Origin of the sequence: Xanthomonas hortorum (genome assembly GCF_040279205.1) — a bacterium.
GTDB classification, from domain to species: Bacteria; Pseudomonadota; Gammaproteobacteria; order Xanthomonadales; family Xanthomonadaceae; genus Xanthomonas; species Xanthomonas hortorum_F.
This window is the reverse complement of record NZ_JBEOLS010000004.1, coordinates 60,924-77,280: the sequence shown is the minus strand read 5'-3', so window position 1 is coordinate 77,280 and position 16,357 is coordinate 60,924. Positions and strand designations below refer to the sequence as shown.

Sequence of the window (16,357 nt, the reverse complement as noted above, 5' to 3'; positions counted from 1 at the left end):
GGCCGATGCTGTCCAGATAGGCGAAGTTAGGCTTGTTTTAAACGGATGATTGAAATTTCCGGGTCATCTGCCCTGGAGCGAGCACGCGGAGCCTTGTGTGGTGGCATTTTCGCGGCAGGCACTTGAACGTTGCCCGTCGACTGGTGCCGTGCGGCCGTCTGCTCAATCGTCGTCGGCGCGTTTAGTTTGCCGCGCGCCGTGTGGGCTGGCAGCAGCGGGCAGGGAAATCAGCGACGTTGTGTGCGCGGAGTGTGTCTCACCTCAGCGCCTGAGCGGCAACTGGGCTGCATGTTGTCTCGGTGCTCAGCCGCGCGCCGCAGCTCCGCCGGTCAACGCGCGGATGCTGCCGGCGTCGGCTTGGTGGACCGGATTGCATACCAGCAGGATCAGATCGGTGCGGCCCTCCACTGCGAAGGAGGAATACTCCATCTCCATCTCGCCCAGGATGGGGTGGCGGATGTGCTTGATGCCATCGCTGGGGTCGTTGACCTCGCCGGCTTCCCACAAGCGGGCGAAATCTTCGCTGCGGCTGCGCAGCTCTTCCACCAGCGGGGCGATGGCGGCGTTGGCGCCTGCGCGCGCTGCATCGGCGCGGAACACGGTGACCAGCGATCTGGCCACGCCTTCCCAATCCAGATTCATCACCCGCGATGCGGGGCTCAGGAACATCAGCCGCAACACATTGCGTTCGCTGGGCGGCAACGTTGCGTAGTCGGTGAGCACCGCTGCGGCCGCCGCGTTCCAGGCGACCACGTCCCAGCTCACCGTGCGGATGAAGGCCGGGCTGGTTTCCATCGCATCGAGCACGCGTTGCAGCCGCGGGGTGACGCCGGCGGGCGGGTGATAGCGTACGTCGGGCAGGCGCCCCAGCCCGAGCAGGAACAGGTGCTCGCGTTCGGCATCGGTGAGCAGCAAGGCCTTGGCGATGCGGTTCAACACGTCTGCAGAGGGCGCTCCGCCGCGGCCTTGTTCCAGCCAGCTGTACCAGGTGGCGCTGATGTTGGCGCGCTGCGCCACTTCTTCCCGGCGCAGGCCGGGCGTGCGCCGCCGGCCGCCGGGATAACCCAGCGCGGCAGGGTCCAGGCGTTCGCGCCGCTCGCGCAGGTAGCTACTGAGAGTGGCGTCGGCCATGGTCCGATCCTGTTATTGGTTATACCGGGATAATCTCACGACTGTAAGGGTATCTCTGGCGTCGATAGCATCCCGGTTCCTCATGAATTGGTGGATCCACATGCATGTATTCGTCACAGGTGCCACTGGTTGGGTGGGCACAGCGGTGGTCGATGAGTTGCTGCAGCACGGGCATCGCGTGCTCGGTCTGGCGCGGTCGCCCGAAAAAGCGCAGACGTTGAAGGCGAAAGGCGCCGATGTGTTGCACGCAACGCTGGACGATCTGGACAGCCTGCGCGCGGCCGCCCGCGCTGCCGATGGCGTGATCCATCTGGCCTTCAATCACGATTTTTCCCGCTATACCGAAAATGCCGCGCAGGATCGCCTGGTGATCAACACGCTGGGCGACGCGTTGCAAGGCAGCGACAAGCCGCTGCTGGTGACCTCCACCTTGTCGGCGTTGCGTGCGTTCGGTCGGGTCGCCAGCGAAGCCGATCTGCCTGCGTCGGATCCGTCCTATCCGCGCCGTTCGGAAGAGGCCACGCGCCTGCTCGGCGAGCGCGGTGTCCGCGCGGCCACCATTCGGTTGCCGTCCTCGGTTCACGGCGTTGGCGAAACCCATGGCTTTGTGCCGATGCTGATCGACCTGGCGCGCGAGAAGGGCGTGTCGGCCTACATCGGAGAAGGCGCCAATCGCTGGCCGGCGGTGCATGTTGCCGACGCGGCCCGGCTGTATCGGCTGGCGCTGGAAGGTGCGACGCGTCAGGCCGCTTAATCGACTTGCGCACATCACTTCATGCGCCAACGCGCACAAGCGCTCCACATCAAACGCCGCGCTTACGCAGCGCGTGGCGATGCGCTCACCGCGCCGCGCGCAACAATGCATCCTCGGTGATCGCGTTGGTCAGTACGGTCGGCAACACCGCCGGGGGTGTGCCGGGCCCGTAGACCACGTACAACGGCACACCGACCGCCTGATGCTGGTCGAGAAAGGCGCTGATCTTGGGGTCGACATTGGTCCAGTCGCCTTTCATGTAGACCGCATCGACACGGCGCAATGCATCGCGGAATTCGGCACTGCTCAGCACGTTCTTTTCGTTGGCCTTGCAGGTCACGCACCAGTCGGCGGTCATGTTGACGAACACCACGCGGTTGTCGGCGCGCAGGCGGTCCAGCAATTGCGGCGAGAACGTCACCACGCCGTCGGCGGCGGTGGCGGCCGGCAAGCTGAGGCGGGTGACCGCAATCACCGGCACGATGGCCAGCACCAGCATCACCGCAGCCAACCCCATGCCGATGCGATGGCTCTTCCAGCGGCTGCGCTCAAAGCAGAACAGGCCCAGCGCCAACAACGTGGCGCCGACCAGCATCAGCGCCAGCGCATCCACACCGCGCTGCTTGCCCAGTACCCACAACAACCAGATCGCGGTGAGATACATCGGGAACGCCAGCACCTGCTTGAGCGTTTCCATCCACGCACCGGGCGTGGGCAGGCGCCGCGCCAGCGAGGGAATGAAGCCGATCAGCAGGAACGGCAGCGCCAGGCCCAGGCCCAGCGCCAGGAACACCAGCATCGCCAGCAGCGCCGGTGCGGTGAACGCATACGCCAGGGCGGTGCCCATGAACGGGGCGATGCAGGGGCTGGCCACCACGCAGGCCAGCACGCCGGTGAAGAAATCGCCCAGCGGTCCATTGCGCGATGCCAGCGACTGGCCGATGCCGCCCAGATTGCTGCCCAGCGTAAACACGCCCGACAGGCTCAGGCCCACCGCAAACATCAGATACGCCAGCGCGGCGACAAACCAAGGCTGCTGCAGCTGGAAGCCCCAGCCGGCCGCTTGCCCGGCCGCGCGCAGGCCGATCACCAGCCCGCCGATGGCGGCAAACGACACCAGCACGCCCAGCGAATACCAGATGGCATGGCTGCGCGCATGGCTGCGGCTCTCGCCGCTGTGCGCCAGCCCCAGCACCTTCAGCGACAGGATCGGCAGCACGCATGGCATCAGGTTCAAGATCAACCCGCCCAGCAGGGCCAGCACCAGCATCGCCAGCAGGCCTTTATCGGTATGCGGCGGCTGGGTGCGTTGCGGGTTGCCGGCCGAGGCGTCGGCAGCGGGCGCGGCACTGGTGGCGGGCGTGGCGGCGGGCGCGGGTTCGCTGGGCGTCTGCCCGGCGGCCAGCGGCGAAATCATCAGCGGTGCGGTCTGCGCCTGGTTTTGCGGCGATACCGTGCCGGGCGGCAACTCCAGCGCCACGCGGCGGGTCATCGGCGGGTAGCAGATGCCATCGGTCTGGCAGCCCTGGAAGGTCGCCACCAGGGTCACCTTTGCCGGATCGGCGTGGTCGCGCAGCAGCGGCAGGGTGACTTCGGCCTGGTCGAAATACACCACCACATCGCCGAAATGCTCGTCGCGATGCGCCTTGCCCTGCGGCCAGCGCGGCAGCCCGGTCCGCACACCGCCGGCGCCTTCCAGCGCCAGCGAGGTGCGGTCGCGGTAGATGTAATAGCCGGGCGCGGGAGTGAAGCGCAGCAGCAGGCTGTTGCCGTCGCCGACGATGGCTTCGAAGCTGAAGGCCTGCTCGGCCGGCAGCGGCAGCGCGTCCACGCCGGCTGCCTGGCCGGGGCTGCCGAACAGGCGCGGGGCGGAGGCCGGGGCACGCGGTACCAGTGAGCCCAGGTTTTCGCGCTGTGCGGCAGGCGCAGCGGCAGTGGGCGAGGCCGATGCAGCCGAGGCCTCGGGCAGGGTCACGCGCAGTTCGCGACGCTGCGGCGGGTAGCACACGCCGGCATCGGCGCAGCCCTGGTATTGCACCTGCAACACGGCGGTTTGCAGCGCAGGCTCGGCCTTGCCGGCCAGCTTGGCCTGCAGTTGCCTGCGATAGGTCTGCACCTGGCCGAAGAACTCGTCGTGCTTGCTCTGCCCTTCCGGCAGCGCCAGTTCGCCGGCGGCAAAGCCTTGCCCGGCTTTGACGCTGATACGGTGGCGATACAGGTAATAGCCCGGCGCGATCTTCCAGCTCAGCGCGATGCTGTCGCGGCTATCGGCCGTGGCGCTCAGCGTGAATGCCTGATCCACCGGCAGCAGGTCGGCCTCGGTGACGGCAGCCTGCGCGGGCAATGGCGCCACCAGCGCCAGCGGGGCGGCGAACAACGGTACGGCCAGCAATGCGCAGCGGGCGATCCAGCGGGACAGAGACTTCATGAACGTCAGGATTCCTTGCGGGTTTCGGCCCGGACCCAATCGAGATATGCCGGCAGCCCGGCGCTGGCTTGGACCGCAACCGCCTCCGGCAGTTCATACGGATGCAACGCCTGCAGCCGCGCAATGGCGTCGGGCAAGCGGTCTTCCCAGGTCTTGATCAACAGCTGCACTTCCTGACTGCGCTCGATCGCCCCATTCCAGCGGTACAGCGACTGCACGCCGGGCACCTGGGTGACGCAGGCGGCCAGGCGCTCGTTGAGCAGCGCGTGCGCAATGCGATCGGCGCTGTCGGCATCCGGGCAGGTACTGAACAACACATGGAGGGAAGAGGCGCTCACGTAGCTGCGCAGTGTAATCCTCCGCTTACGCGGGATCGACCGTACGTTCCGGAGCGCGGCGTTGACTTCGCGCAATACAGCTTTCGGCAATCGATGCGGGCAGCGTCTTGGCAGTCGGGCGCTGATGACCGGCAAGGTTCGGTGCGATGACCGGATGCGCGGGAGCGCCACCGCTGCGGTGGTCCAGGGCGGGAATGGAACGTCGGCCAGGATAATGTCGCCACGCCGGCATTCGAGCGGCATCCGAAGCCGATTGGCCGGTAAGCCACATGCACCGGCCCGACGCCCTGGGCGCCGGGCCAGGATGGATCAATATGCCTCGGCCCGACGCCTCAAGCGCCGGGCCGGGATGGATCAATTGGCCAGCTGGCAGCTGGCCGGCTTGGCCGAGGTGAACAGGCTCGAGGTCGCCCATTCGGGGTGATCCACGAACGGGTTGCGGTTGCCCTGGAAGCTGAAGATCACCTGGTTGCGCGCCCGCTCGGCATCGTCCGGCGGGTCGGCCTGGTGCCAGGCCAGCAGTGTGGACAACAGGCCCATATAGGCCGGGGAGGCCGAGGTCTGCACGATCTTGCTGCGGTCGTCGGTGAGTTCCAGGTCCGGCTCGGACTGCCCGGTGGCCGCATCAAGGCCGCCTTCGTAGCGGATCGCCATGTACATCACCGCACGCGCCATGTCGCCCTTGCGCTTGCCCCACACTTCGAAGGTGCCACCGTTGCCGTCGGGCGTGCGCACCCAGTTGGAATTGCCCGGATAGCGCCCGCTGCCGCCGCCACTGCCGTCGTTGACCTCGGTCACCCGCTCGCCGCAGCTGCTGGTGCAGGTGGCGTAGGGCTTGTTGCCGCGGTCGGCGTTGAAGCCGGTGTCGGTCAGATACAGCATGTGGGTGTCGGTGTAGGGCGCATACGGCAACCCCTTGTCGCCGCTGGCGCTGCCGAAGCCCAGCGAGTTGGGCCAGGTGTGTTCGCGGTTGTAGGTCAGCCCGCTCCCGGTGCCGGCACGGTCGCTGCCCTTGGCGTAGCTGCGGTTGCGGTAGGCGTCCAGGATCCGGCCGCTGTTGTTGGGATCTTCGTCGGCCATTTCCAGAATGGTCCAGGTGCTGGTGCCCGAGCCGCTGTACGGGTAGACCGTGTGGCCCTTGATCACGGTGTGCAGCGAGCAACGCAACTGGCTGGCATTGGCGGTGTTCACCCGCGAGTAGTAGCCGGTGCCGCCGCCGCTGGCCGTGGCCACGGTGAAGGCGATGGCCTGGTTGGCGGCCGGGCTCAGCCCGCTGGCGTCGCGGATGGCGCTGGCGGTGATCGCCAGCGTGCAGCGCTCGCCGCCGACCAACGCAGTGTTGGTGGACAGGCTGAAGCGGGTACCGCTGGTCGGGTAGCTCAGCGCCACCGTGCCGGAGCTGGCGCAGCTCAGCGCGAAGGCGCCGCTGCTCAGCGTCACCGCTTCGCTGAAGCCCACGCTCAGATCGCCGGCCGCCGGGAAGTTGGTGGCGCCCTGGGTCGGGGTGGTACTGGTGATCGAAGGCGCAGCGCCGGTTTCGCCGCCACCACCGCTGCCATTGAAGGTCTGGCCGCGATTGCACGCGCCAAACGTCTGCGCCGACGAGCCGGCCCAGCTGAAGTTGGCCGCGCTGCTGCCGGTACCGGTGAGTTGCAGCGAACTGCCGACCGCGCTGCTGTTGCTCTCGCTGACCGGCAGGTTCTGGCTGGTGACGCCGGCGGCGGGGCCACCGCTGCCGGTGATGGCGCCTTCGTAACTGAGGAACTGCACCAGTTGCCCGTTCGGGTCGACCAGCGCCACACCGTCGTTGGGCCCGTTCTGCACGCCGTTGCTGGCGTAGCTGACCGTGGCCACGCGCACCTGGCTGCCGCAGCTGACCAGGCTGCCGGCCGGCACTGCGGTGTTGGCGTAGACCGTGGCCGCGCTCGGCGCGCTGCCGTTGTACAGATAGATGCGATAGCCGCTCAGCGATTCGCCGGCGGTGGCCACCACTTCCACGGCTTCGCCGCTGTCGCCGGAGGCGCCCGCGTCGTCGTAGTGCAGTTCGTTGATGAACACCGCGGCGTGGGCGGTGGGGACGGCCAGTGCGAACGCACAGGCCAGGGGAAGCACGCAGCTCAGGGACACAGCACGGGACGGCAACCTCATCGACAGCTCCTTGTGATCGGGGAATGCGTTGCCGACTGTAAGACGTGCGCATGACAATCGGTGGAACCTGGTTCCAATTCGGCCCCTGTATTCGAGAGAGCGTCGAAATTTTTTGCCCCTAGCCCTTGAAAGCCGCCCGCGCAGCACAATCTTTGGCCCGCACCCGCTCTGTCGGGTTTTTTCCGCGCGCTGTGCTGGCAGTCGTCACATACGAGTGCTAACATCGCCGATAATTTCCAGACCAATCAATCACTTAAGAGGGTCTTTCTCTATGAGCATCAAGCCGCTTCACGACCGCGTTGTAGTCAAGCCGATCGAAGCCGACGAAGTTTCCGCCGGCGGGATCGTGATTCCGGATTCGGCCAAGGAAAAGTCCACCAAGGGTGAAGTCGTCGCCATTGGCGCCGGCAAGCCCCTGGACAACGGCAGCCTGCGCGCGCCGGTGGTCAAGGTCGGCGACAAGGTCATCTACGGCCAGTACGCCGGCAGCAGCTACAAGGCCGAGGGCATCGAGTACAAGGTGCTGCGCGAAGACGACATCCTGGCGGTCATCGGCTGATAGCCGTTGCCCGCGGGATTCGGGAGTGGGGATTCGGGATTAGCCACTGCGCTTGGCGCAGCTGATCCCGCATCTCCCCCGAACCCCGCTCTAGCCAATCCCCAATCCCCAATCCCAAATTCCGGAGTTACAACAAATGGCTGCTAAAGACATTCGTTTCGGTGAAGACGCACGTACCCGTATGGTCCGTGGCGTCAACGTTCTCGCCAATGCCGTCAAGGCAACCCTGGGCCCGAAGGGCCGCAACGTCGTGCTCGAAAAGAGCTTCGGCGCGCCGACCATCACCAAGGACGGCGTCTCCGTCGCCAAGGAAATCGAACTGGCTGACAAGTTCGAGAACATGGGCGCGCAGATGGTGAAGGAAGTCGCGTCGCGCACCAACGACAACGCAGGCGACGGCACCACCACCGCCACCGTGCTGGCCCAGGCCCTGATCCGCGAAGGCGCCAAGGCTGTGGCCGCCGGCATGAACCCGATGGACCTCAAGCGCGGTATCGACCAGGCCGTCAAGGCCGCCGTCATCGAGCTGAAGAACATCTCCAAGCCCACCACCGACGACAAGGCAATTGCCCAGGTCGGCACCATCTCGGCCAACTCGGACGAATCGATCGGCAACATCATTGCCGAAGCGATGCAGAAGGTCGGCAAGGAAGGCGTGATCACCGTTGAAGAAGGCTCGGGCCTGGAAAACGAGCTGGACGTGGTCGAGGGCATGCAGTTCGATCGCGGCTACCTCTCCCCGTACTTCATCAACAACCAGCAGAGCCAGTCGGCCGATCTGGACGACCCGTTCATCCTGCTGCACGACAAGAAGATCTCCAACGTGCGCGACCTGCTGCCCGTGCTGGAAGGCGTGGCCAAGGCCGGCAAGCCGCTGCTGATCGTGGCTGAAGAAGTCGAAGGCGAAGCGCTGGCGACCCTGGTGGTCAACACCATCCGTGGCATCGTCAAGGTCGTGGCCGTCAAGGCACCGGGCTTCGGCGACCGTCGCAAGGCGATGCTGGAAGACATGGCCGTGCTGACCGGCGGCACCGTGATCTCCGAGGAAGTGGGTCTGGCGCTTGAGAAGGCCACCATCAAGGACCTGGGCCGCGCGAAGAAGGTGCAGGTCTCCAAGGAGAACACCACCATCATCGACGGCGCCGGCGATTCGGCCACGATCGAAGCCCGCGTTGGCCAGATCAAGACCCAGATCGAAGACACCTCGTCCGATTACGACCGCGAGAAGCTGCAGGAGCGCGTGGCCAAGCTGGCCGGTGGCGTTGCAGTGATCAAGGTCGGCGCTTCGACCGAAATCGAAATGAAGGAAAAGAAGGCTCGCGTCGAAGACGCCCTGCACGCCACCCGTGCAGCCGTCGAAGAAGGCGTGGTCCCGGGCGGCGGTGTGGCCCTGGTGCGTGCACTGGTGGCCGTCGGTAACCTGACCGGTGCCAACGAAGACCAGACCCACGGCATCCAGATCGCCCTGCGCGCGATGGAAGCCCCGCTGCGCGAAATCGTGGCCAATGCCGGCGAAGAGCCGTCCGTGATCCTGAACAAGGTCAAGGAAGGCACCGGCAACTACGGTTACAACGCGGCCAACGGCGAGTTCGGCGACATGGTCGAGTTCGGCATCCTGGATCCGACCAAGGTCACCCGCTCGGCGCTGCAGAACGCAGCCTCGATCGCCGGCCTGATGATCACCACCGAAGCCATGGTGGCCGATGCCCCGAAGAAGGACGAGCCGGCAATGCCCGGCGGCGGTGGCGGCATGGGCGGTATGGGCGGTATGGATTTCTGATCCAGCCCCATCGGTTGTTGCATCAAAAAAGGACCCCGCCGAAAGGCGGGGTTTTTTTGTGGGCGATAAGTTGGGGAGCGACGCCGCGCAGGGCACGGCGACCCGAACGAATCGCTGCCGGTATGAGCGCAATGCGGTCGATGCCGAGATCGCAGTGGTGTCCCAATTGCAGTCAACGGCGCGCGCTTGCGGATGGCCGGATATGCATTGCCGAACCACTCTGCCGCGCTATGTACTTCTGCATGCGTGTCGACATGATTTATGTGGGTGAGGCGTGCCAGGCGGTGTGGCTTGCCGCGTCTATCGCGCTGTGGAAGTGCGTGGTCTCTACAGCGCTTGGCACATGGCACCATCCCGCGTCTGTTGATCCTTGTGCTGCGTCTTGTACTGCCGCGTATGCCCCGGCATGCTCGGCTGGATGCGGTGTTGTGTCGTAGGCGATGCCGCTCTCTACGCTGCGTGTGGTTGCACTCGCACCGCAGTCCAGCCATCCCCAAGGAGAACGCCGATGCGCCGTCTGACCGCTCAGGATTTCCACCCCGATCTGCTCGCGCTGTACGACGGCTATGTGCACGGCAAACTCAGCCGGCGCGATTTTCTCGACCGCGCCGCTGCGTTCGCGGTGGCCGGGTTGAGTGCGGCGGCGATCCTGGAATCGCTGAGCCCCGACTACGCGCTCGCCACGCAAGTGGAGTTCACCGACCCGGACATCGTGGCCGAGTACATCACCTATCCCTCGCCCAACGGCCATGGCCAGGTGCGCGGTTATCTGGTGCGGCCGGCCAAGGTCACCGGCGCGGTGCCGGGCGTGGTGGTGGCGCACGAAAACCGCGGTCTCAATCCGTATATCGAAGATGTCGCGCGGCGCGTGGCGAAAGCCGGCTTTGTGGCGCTGGCACCGGATGGCCTGAGTTCGGTGGGTGGGTATCCCGGCAACGACGAAAAAGGCCGCGCGCTGCAGGCGCAGGTCGACCCGACCAAGCTGATGAACGATTTCTTCGCCGCAGTGGAATTTTTGATGAGCCGCGAACGTACCACCGGCAAGGTCGGCATTACCGGCTTCTGCTACGGCGGCGGTGTGGCCAATGCGGCGGCGGTGGCGTATCCCGAGCTGGCGGCGGCGGTGCCGTTCTATGGCCGTCAGCCCACCGATGCCGAGGTTGCCCGCATCCGCGCGCCACTGCTGCTGCATTACGCCGCAGAGGACGAGCGCGTCAATGCCGGCTGGCCGGCGTACGAGGCCGCGCTCAAGGCGCAGCACAAGGTCTATCAGGCGTATGTGTATCCGGGAACCAATCATGGTTTCCATAACGACTCCACGCCGCGTTACGACAAGGCGGCCGCGACCCTGGCCTGGGATCGCACCATCGCGTGGTTCAAGCGTTATCTGGCGTAAGTGCCGCTGCCGATCGGCGCGTTCGATTTGCGGGCGTAAGCGTAACGTCCGTGACGCGGTGGCAAGGGTCGCGATCTGGATCACACTTGCATGACAGGGTGTTGACACCGATGTCATCAGAGCCCTAGCGTCGCTGGGCAGGCGCTTGCGCCGAACGGTCGGGGGGCCATCGGACAGGGGGCGGCGATGCGGTGCATCGCTCGCAGGCGTCGTTGCAGTGGAACGCCACGCCGGCCATGCCGGCCTCTCCCGGGGATCTTATGAACTGCCGCAGTCATCGCCTTGCCTTGTCGATTTCCTTGTCGCTTGCCCTGTCCGTCGCCGCGCAGTCGGCCACTGCCCAGCAGACCGAGCCGGATCAACCACGCGCTACCTCCACCCTGGACGCAGTCAGCGTCACCGGCTCGCGCATCAAGCGCGCGCAGGTCGAAGGCGCGCAGCCGGTGGTCACCATCTCCGCGCAACAGATCCAGCAGGAAGGCTTCGCCACCGTCTACGACGTGCTCAACAGCATGAACCAGCAGGGCTCGGTGGAAGCCGATACGCAATGGGGCTCGCACACACCCAACGCCTCGCCGATCAATCTGCGCGACCTGGGGCCGGGCCGCACCTTGCTGCTGGTCAACGGCCACCGCGTGGCCGATTACCCGCTGCCGTACGGCGGCGAGAGCAACTTTTCCAACTACAGCAACATCCCCTCCGCCGCGGTGGAGCGCATCGAGATATTGACCGGCGGCGCCTCGGCGATCTACGGCTCGGACGCGGTGGCCGGCGTGGTCAACGTGATCCTCAAGCGCGACTACCAGGGCGACCAGGTGCGGCTGCGCGGCGGTACGGCGACCGAAGGTGGGCGCGACAGTTTCGATGTGTCGTGGGCGGGTGGGCGCACCGGCGAAAACTGGAGCCTGACCTACGCGCTGCAGGCCACCCGGCGCGATCCGCTGAGCGGGCGCGATCGCCCCGAAATGGACGATTCCGACGACATGTCCTATTCCAACTGGACCGGCCAGAACCGCCTGTACGGCTTCAATCCGTTCACCGGCCTGAGCCTGGTCGATGCCAACACCAACGAGCGTCTGGCGCCACCTGCCGGCACCTGCGCGCGCTTTGGCGGCGAGTTCGTCGATGCGCAGCGGCTGAGCTACGACCAGAACAGTGGCGCTCTCACCAATGCCGGCAACTATTGCGGCGTGGCGCGCGATTACGGCGATTGGGGGCTGGTTACCGGCAGCGAGGATTATTCGGCCTATCTCTACGGCACCTGGAAGTTCGGCGAGCACACCGAGGCGTGGGCCACGCTGTCGGCCAACCGCAGCATCGGGCGCTGGACCTATGACCCGCCGTACGCGTATCTGGGCCCGTTCCAGGACGCGGCTACCGGTCGCTCGCTGTATGCGATCCGTCAGCTCACCCGGCGCGAAGCCGGTGGTTGGGACCGGCTGGCCAACTACAACAAGGAGCAGTCCTGGGACCTGAGCGCCGGCCTGCGCGGTGTATGGGCCGATCGCTTCGATTGGGAGCTGAGCGTCGGTCGCTCGCGTTACACGGTGGACGAATATGTGCGCACGGTGGATACCGCGCGCGCGACCGATTATTTTCTCGGCAGCCCCACCGGCACCGCCGCCGATGGCACGTCCATCTATGCCATCAACGAAGCACGGCTATATGCGCCACTGTCGTCGAACGAGTACGACGACCTGGTCGCCAAATCGCATAACTCCGCCTATTCGTGGGTGAATCAAGCCAGTTTCAGCTTGAGCGGCGACGTGGTGCAGGGCTGGGCCGGGCCGATCCGCTTTGCCACTGTGGCCGAAGTGGCCAAGCAGGGCTATCAACTGTCGCCGGACCCGTGCGCCAACGAGTGCTACCCGGTGGACGTGGTCGATAGCGGCGGCGGCGAACGCCTGCGCAGCTCGGCCGGGCTGGAATTCCAGATCCCGTTGCTGTCCACGTTGAGCGCGAATGTGGCCGGTCGCTACGACCGCTATGGCAACTATCGCTCGTCGGCCGCCATCCCCACCGATGTCGGCACGCAGAGCGACACCACCTGGAGTGCAGGTCTGGAATGGCGCCCGGTCGAGAGCCTGTTGTTGCGCAGCACGCTGGCCACCAGCTTCCGCGCGCCGGACATGCATTACGTGCTCGGCGAACCCAGCTCCACCAACCAGACCGTGATCGATCAATACCGCTGTATTTCCTCGGGCGCGTCTCTCACCGGTGGCTGCAATGACGAGAACAGCAACATCTTCTACACCGTGGATGTAAATCGCCGCGGCACCCCGGATCTACGCTCGGAAACCGGCCGCTCATTCACCGGCGGGGTGGTGTGGGACATCGCGCAAGGTCTGTCGCTGAGCGTGGATTACTACCGCATCCAGCTGGAGGAAATGATCAAGGATCTGGACCGCGACGAGATCCTCTCGGCCGAAGCCGGCTGCCGCACCGGCACCACCATCAGCGGCGGCGCCTGGAACAATCCTGGCGGCGCCGGCTATTGCGACACCATCAGCTCGCGGGTGGTGCGCAATGCCGACGGCACCATCGCCAGCATCGAGCGTGGCCCGATCAATCTGGCGCAAATGGAAACCTCCGGCATCGATGCCTCGCTGAAATACCGCCTTGCCACCGCCGGTTGGGGCAACTTTCAGTTGTCGCTGGACTACAACACGCTGATCGCCTATCGCGAACAGATCTACCGCACCGACAGCGACGAAAACCGACGCGACGAACGCGTGCGCAGCCGCGTGCGCGGCAGCGTGCATTGGGACAACGGCGGCGCCTGGGACTGGACGGTGTACTTCCGCCGGCTCGGCTCCATGCGTGCGGTCAACTGGGGCACCTGCGCACGCTTCGACGACGGCTACCAGCCCAGTGCCGCCGATGAGTGCGTGGTCACCGACACCGCCAACGTGCATCTGGGCGAAACCAGCAAGCGCTACTTCGGCCGCGTGGGCCCGGCGATCTACTGGAACCTAAGCACCGGCTACAAACTCACCGACCACGCCAAGGTCAATCTCTACGTCAACAACGTGTTCAACGAAGTGGGTTACGAGAACAAGGAGCGCTTCTACGGCTACGGGTTCTACAACACCACCTTGTTCAACCCGATCGGCCGTGAAGTGGCGGCGGAATATGTGTTTACGTTTTGATTGAATGTGGCTGCCGCACCACACGCCACGGCACAGCGCCGTGGCGTGTGGTGCAGTGCAGGCTGATTTTGTGACGAAAGCTGGTTGGGCTGGAAAGCGTTATTGGCTGGCGCCTTGATTTTGTGCGTGGGAGCGGCCCGCAGACCACTCTTCGAAATTGCGGCATTGGCGGAACGGAAAGCGCGGCCTCCGGCGAAACACATGCTCATCTGCAAGCGTCATTCATTGCGTCATGGCGTGAAGTAAGGCCTGCTCGCTCTATCAAAAAGCTGCGAGAGAAAAGCCCGTGTGCTCTTCAAATAATCACAAGTGATCAGGTAAGGACGACGTGCTCGGAACCTTAGTGGATGAGTCATATAAATCCAGAGTCCGAACAATGGCTGCGCTGCCGTTTCAGTCGCTCAAAGTCATGGCAACGACGTACCGAGGCGGTAGCGTGGCTGGGGATTGGCGGAGAGCGGCACTCGGATGTGCTGCGGCGGCGAGTCAGACAGGATGTCTGACCGAGCCGAATAGCCGATCCCCGGCCGCGCTGCCGCCCCTTGCCGAAGCCAGTAACTGACAGGCGGGTTGCACGCGGAGAAACCGTACCCTCACCCCAACCCCTCTCCCGGCGGGAGAGCCTTTAGGCGTCGGCGTCAGGCAAGACGTGACGCCGTTCGATGCAGGCTGGCCAACGCGCGCGTGGCGATGCCGCGCATCTGTTCGCTCAGCTTGTCGTTGTCCATGGCTTGCTGCCAGAACTGCTCGGCCATCCCGGCAGCGCGCCGCCATTGCGCGAACTGATCAACGCTAGGCGGTGGAATCTCGATATCCCGCTGCACGACTTCGCCACTGGATGCCGGCCGCAGTGCCATCGGCAGCATGTCGTACACCGGGGCAAGTTGCAGGGGCAGGGTGTCGGCAAGCACCAATGCCGCATTGCCCAGGTGCATGTCGGTGTTGCCGATAAGCGTGCCGAACCAACTGATCACTTCCAGGCGCTCGGCGTCTTCCGGGCTTAGCCAGCCATCGCGCTTGAGCAGTGGAGCAAGGGTCCGCCAGCTGCTGGTGTTCGCGTCGCCGTAAAAGGCAGCGAACAGCGACATCAGTGAGACGAACCCGCGCCGGCCCAATGCAGCAGTCCGATCGAAGCGTGTCGATTCGAGGAAGACGCGCCCGCCCGCCTGCAGCAGCTGCGTTGCCGCTGCAGGGATGCCGCCGGCAATCAGAATCTGGCTGGCCAACCACTCCATGTGTAAAAGATCCGCCCAACGCCGGCCTGTTGGCTGATCGGTCTGGTCGGAGAACTTGACGATCACGGGGCGATACGCGCCATCTTCTCCCAGCACTGCAGTGAACTTCGGCTGCTCGCCAGCGGCAGACGAGCCAACGGCCTCGCCGCGCAATGCAGCTTCGGCGCGGCTGAGATATTCATCGGGACGCGCCTGCATGGCGATGCACTCAGGCTGTTCGATCGCCTCCAAAGCCAGAGCCAGCGCCCGCTCGCCGATCAGCAGGTCGCCAAGCTGGTCGTGACCATCCGACAGCATGGCCACCAGGTTGTCCCTGGGCGACCACAGCGCCAGGTTGTCCGGTAGGCGCAACGGCCCGGCGACACGGTGCGCCAGATTGCGCCCGAGAAATCCCTGGGGCCGTTGGTCGTCGATAAACCACGGCAGCGACGCGAACACGCCTGTGTCCAACGGCGGATGCAATAGAACGGGGTTGTCCTGCAAAAGGTCGACAAAGAAATGGTCGTTATGCAGCACCAACAGTTGGCCCAGTGGTACAACGCGGGCATCGTGATCGATTCGATAGAGCGGCCACATACGCTCGCCCCGCAACTCACCGGTGGCCGCGTAGCCGGTAGTGCGCGCCTTGCCATAACGCAGCACTGCAGGACCGGCACTTGCGACCAGGCGAGACAAGGTAGTTCGGCTCACGCCCAGGCGCGCCGCCAGATCGGCCCCACGCATGGGGCCGTTGATGCGTAGCGCGGCGATCAGCCGTTCGACTGCGTCGGGAGAAGGCATGGAGCGCAGATTCTGAAACGATATGTGAAACGATAGTAAGCCACTAGTGACTGCCTAATCAATTGATATAAAAGAAATTTCAGTTCAGCGATAAGCGTCATTGACGTCGGTAGGTGAAACAATACCCCGGTGTGCCTGGCTATCTTCATGGTCACCACCGAGGATGGATACACACGCAACGGACCGGACATCAATCCGCACCGATATCGTGCCGGCACGTCGCAGCATCCATCGCGGTCGGGCTCAGCAAGACGGTTACCAAGCTGTGTGTCTGAGTTGCATCCAGCGTACGTGCGTGACAGCCGTGGGACGTGGCAGCACTGCCGCACGGCGCAATGCGGCACTGGGCGTGGCGCGCGATGCGCTCAACGTCAGTGCGACGCGGTGGTCGGCGAGATACATACGGCTTGCAGGCGCATCGCGACCGCCTCTGCAACGTTCCGTTGCCGATGAAACAGTGGCAACGGCGAAATGTGCGTGGTATCAATGCATCCCATGAACGCAGCCCGCAGCCAGTTTTATTTTTGGTACTACGGTTTTCCGATGCCGCTGGCGGAGGACGGATTGCGCTCACCCTGAAGAAATCTTCAGCAGCATTCCCGAAAAGCCGCCAGCGCACACTGGCGGCTTTTTTGTTGCCGCTTCGCCTGGCTCCCTGA

The 16,357-nt window shown here is 64.9% G+C and carries 11 protein-coding genes; 6 read left to right on the top strand and 5 right to left on the bottom strand.

Features of this window, described 5'->3' with window-relative positions:
* Positions 1-303: 303 nt before the first annotated feature.
* A complete protein-coding gene (locus tag ABS769_RS03035; protein ID WP_317060771.1) occupies positions 304-1,131 on the bottom strand; it encodes a helix-turn-helix transcriptional regulator in 828 nt (275 codons plus the stop codon).
* Positions 1,132-1,213: 82 nt separating this feature from the next.
* Between ABS769_RS03035 and ABS769_RS03030 the strand changes: the two genes are divergently transcribed.
* Positions 1,214-1,885 (top strand): NAD-dependent epimerase/dehydratase family protein, encoded by a 672-nt coding sequence (locus ABS769_RS03030; protein ID WP_317060770.1) that lies wholly within the window; start codon positions 1,214-1,216, stop codon positions 1,883-1,885.
* A gap of 85 nt (positions 1,886-1,970) precedes the next feature.
* Here ABS769_RS03030 and ABS769_RS03025 read toward each other — a convergent pair whose 3' ends face one another.
* The 3 genes from ABS769_RS03025 to ABS769_RS03015 all read right to left on the bottom strand — a co-directional run bounded on the left by ABS769_RS03025 (position 1,971) and on the right by ABS769_RS03015 (position 6,799).
* Complete coding sequence (locus tag ABS769_RS03025; protein ID WP_317060769.1) at positions 1,971-4,313, bottom strand: protein-disulfide reductase DsbD family protein; 2,343 nt, start codon at positions 4,311-4,313, stop codon at positions 1,971-1,973.
* A 5-nt stretch (positions 4,314-4,318) separates the two neighbouring features.
* A complete protein-coding gene (gene cutA, locus ABS769_RS03020) occupies positions 4,319-4,651 on the bottom strand; it encodes a divalent-cation tolerance protein CutA (RefSeq protein ID WP_043909625.1) in 333 nt (110 codons plus the stop codon).
* A gap of 354 nt (positions 4,652-5,005) precedes the next feature.
* Positions 5,006-6,799, bottom strand: a complete 1,794-nt coding sequence (locus tag ABS769_RS03015) for an endonuclease (RefSeq protein WP_317060768.1) — start codon at positions 6,797-6,799, stop codon at positions 5,006-5,008.
* Positions 6,800-7,070: 271 nt separating this feature from the next.
* On the opposite strand from ABS769_RS03015, the gene ABS769_RS03010 reads away from it, so the two are divergent.
* The 4 genes from ABS769_RS03010 (at position 7,071) to ABS769_RS02995 (ending at position 13,683) form a co-directional block, all read left to right on the top strand.
* A complete protein-coding gene (locus ABS769_RS03010) occupies positions 7,071-7,358 on the top strand; it encodes a co-chaperone GroES (RefSeq protein WP_006451546.1) in 288 nt (95 codons plus the stop codon).
* 136 nt (positions 7,359-7,494) lie between these two features.
* Positions 7,495-9,138, top strand: coding sequence for a chaperonin GroEL (gene groL, locus ABS769_RS03005; RefSeq protein WP_023902681.1), 1,644 nt, complete (start codon positions 7,495-7,497; stop codon positions 9,136-9,138).
* A gap of 508 nt (positions 9,139-9,646) precedes the next feature.
* A complete protein-coding gene (gene yghX / locus ABS769_RS03000) occupies positions 9,647-10,534 on the top strand; it encodes a YghX family hydrolase (protein ID WP_317060767.1) in 888 nt (295 codons plus the stop codon).
* A gap of 260 nt (positions 10,535-10,794) precedes the next feature.
* Positions 10,795-13,683, top strand: a complete 2,889-nt coding sequence (locus tag ABS769_RS02995) for a TonB-dependent receptor plug domain-containing protein (RefSeq protein WP_317060766.1) — start codon at positions 10,795-10,797, stop codon at positions 13,681-13,683.
* A 638-nt stretch (positions 13,684-14,321) separates the two neighbouring features.
* Here ABS769_RS02995 and yjjJ read toward each other — a convergent pair.
* Positions 14,322-15,698 (bottom strand): type II toxin-antitoxin system HipA family toxin YjjJ, encoded by a 1,377-nt coding sequence (gene yjjJ, locus ABS769_RS02990; protein WP_430544137.1) that lies wholly within the window; start codon positions 15,696-15,698, stop codon positions 14,322-14,324.
* 449 nt (positions 15,699-16,147) lie between these two features.
* Between yjjJ and ABS769_RS02985 the strand changes: the two genes are divergently transcribed.
* The gene (locus tag ABS769_RS02985; RefSeq protein ID WP_317060765.1) at positions 16,148-16,357 is read left to right on the top strand and encodes a hypothetical protein; all 210 of its coding nucleotides are present in this window, start codon (positions 16,148-16,150) and stop codon (positions 16,355-16,357) included.

Coding starts and splice junctions, on each gene's coding strand:
- ABS769_RS03035 (WP_317060771.1), bottom strand. CDS start 1,131: ATGGCCGACGCCACTCTCAGTAGCTACCTGCGCGAGCGGCGCGAACGC.
- ABS769_RS03030 (WP_317060770.1), top strand. CDS start 1,214: ATGAATTGGTGGATCCACATGCATGTATTCGTCACAGGTGCCACTGGT.
- ABS769_RS03025 (WP_317060769.1), bottom strand. CDS start 4,313: ATGAAGTCTCTGTCCCGCTGGATCGCCCGCTGCGCATTGCTGGCCGTA.
- ABS769_RS03015 (WP_317060768.1), bottom strand. CDS start 6,799: ATGAGGTTGCCGTCCCGTGCTGTGTCCCTGAGCTGCGTGCTTCCCCTG.
- ABS769_RS03010 (WP_006451546.1), top strand. CDS start 7,071: ATGAGCATCAAGCCGCTTCACGACCGCGTTGTAGTCAAGCCGATCGAA.
- groL (WP_023902681.1), top strand. CDS start 7,495: ATGGCTGCTAAAGACATTCGTTTCGGTGAAGACGCACGTACCCGTATG.
- yghX (WP_317060767.1), top strand. CDS start 9,647: ATGCGCCGTCTGACCGCTCAGGATTTCCACCCCGATCTGCTCGCGCTG.
- ABS769_RS02995 (WP_317060766.1), top strand. CDS start 10,795: ATGAACTGCCGCAGTCATCGCCTTGCCTTGTCGATTTCCTTGTCGCTT.
- yjjJ (WP_430544137.1), bottom strand. CDS start 15,698: ATGCCTTCTCCCGACGCAGTCGAACGGCTGATCGCCGCGCTACGCATC.
- ABS769_RS02985 (WP_317060765.1), top strand. CDS start 16,148: ATGAAACAGTGGCAACGGCGAAATGTGCGTGGTATCAATGCATCCCAT.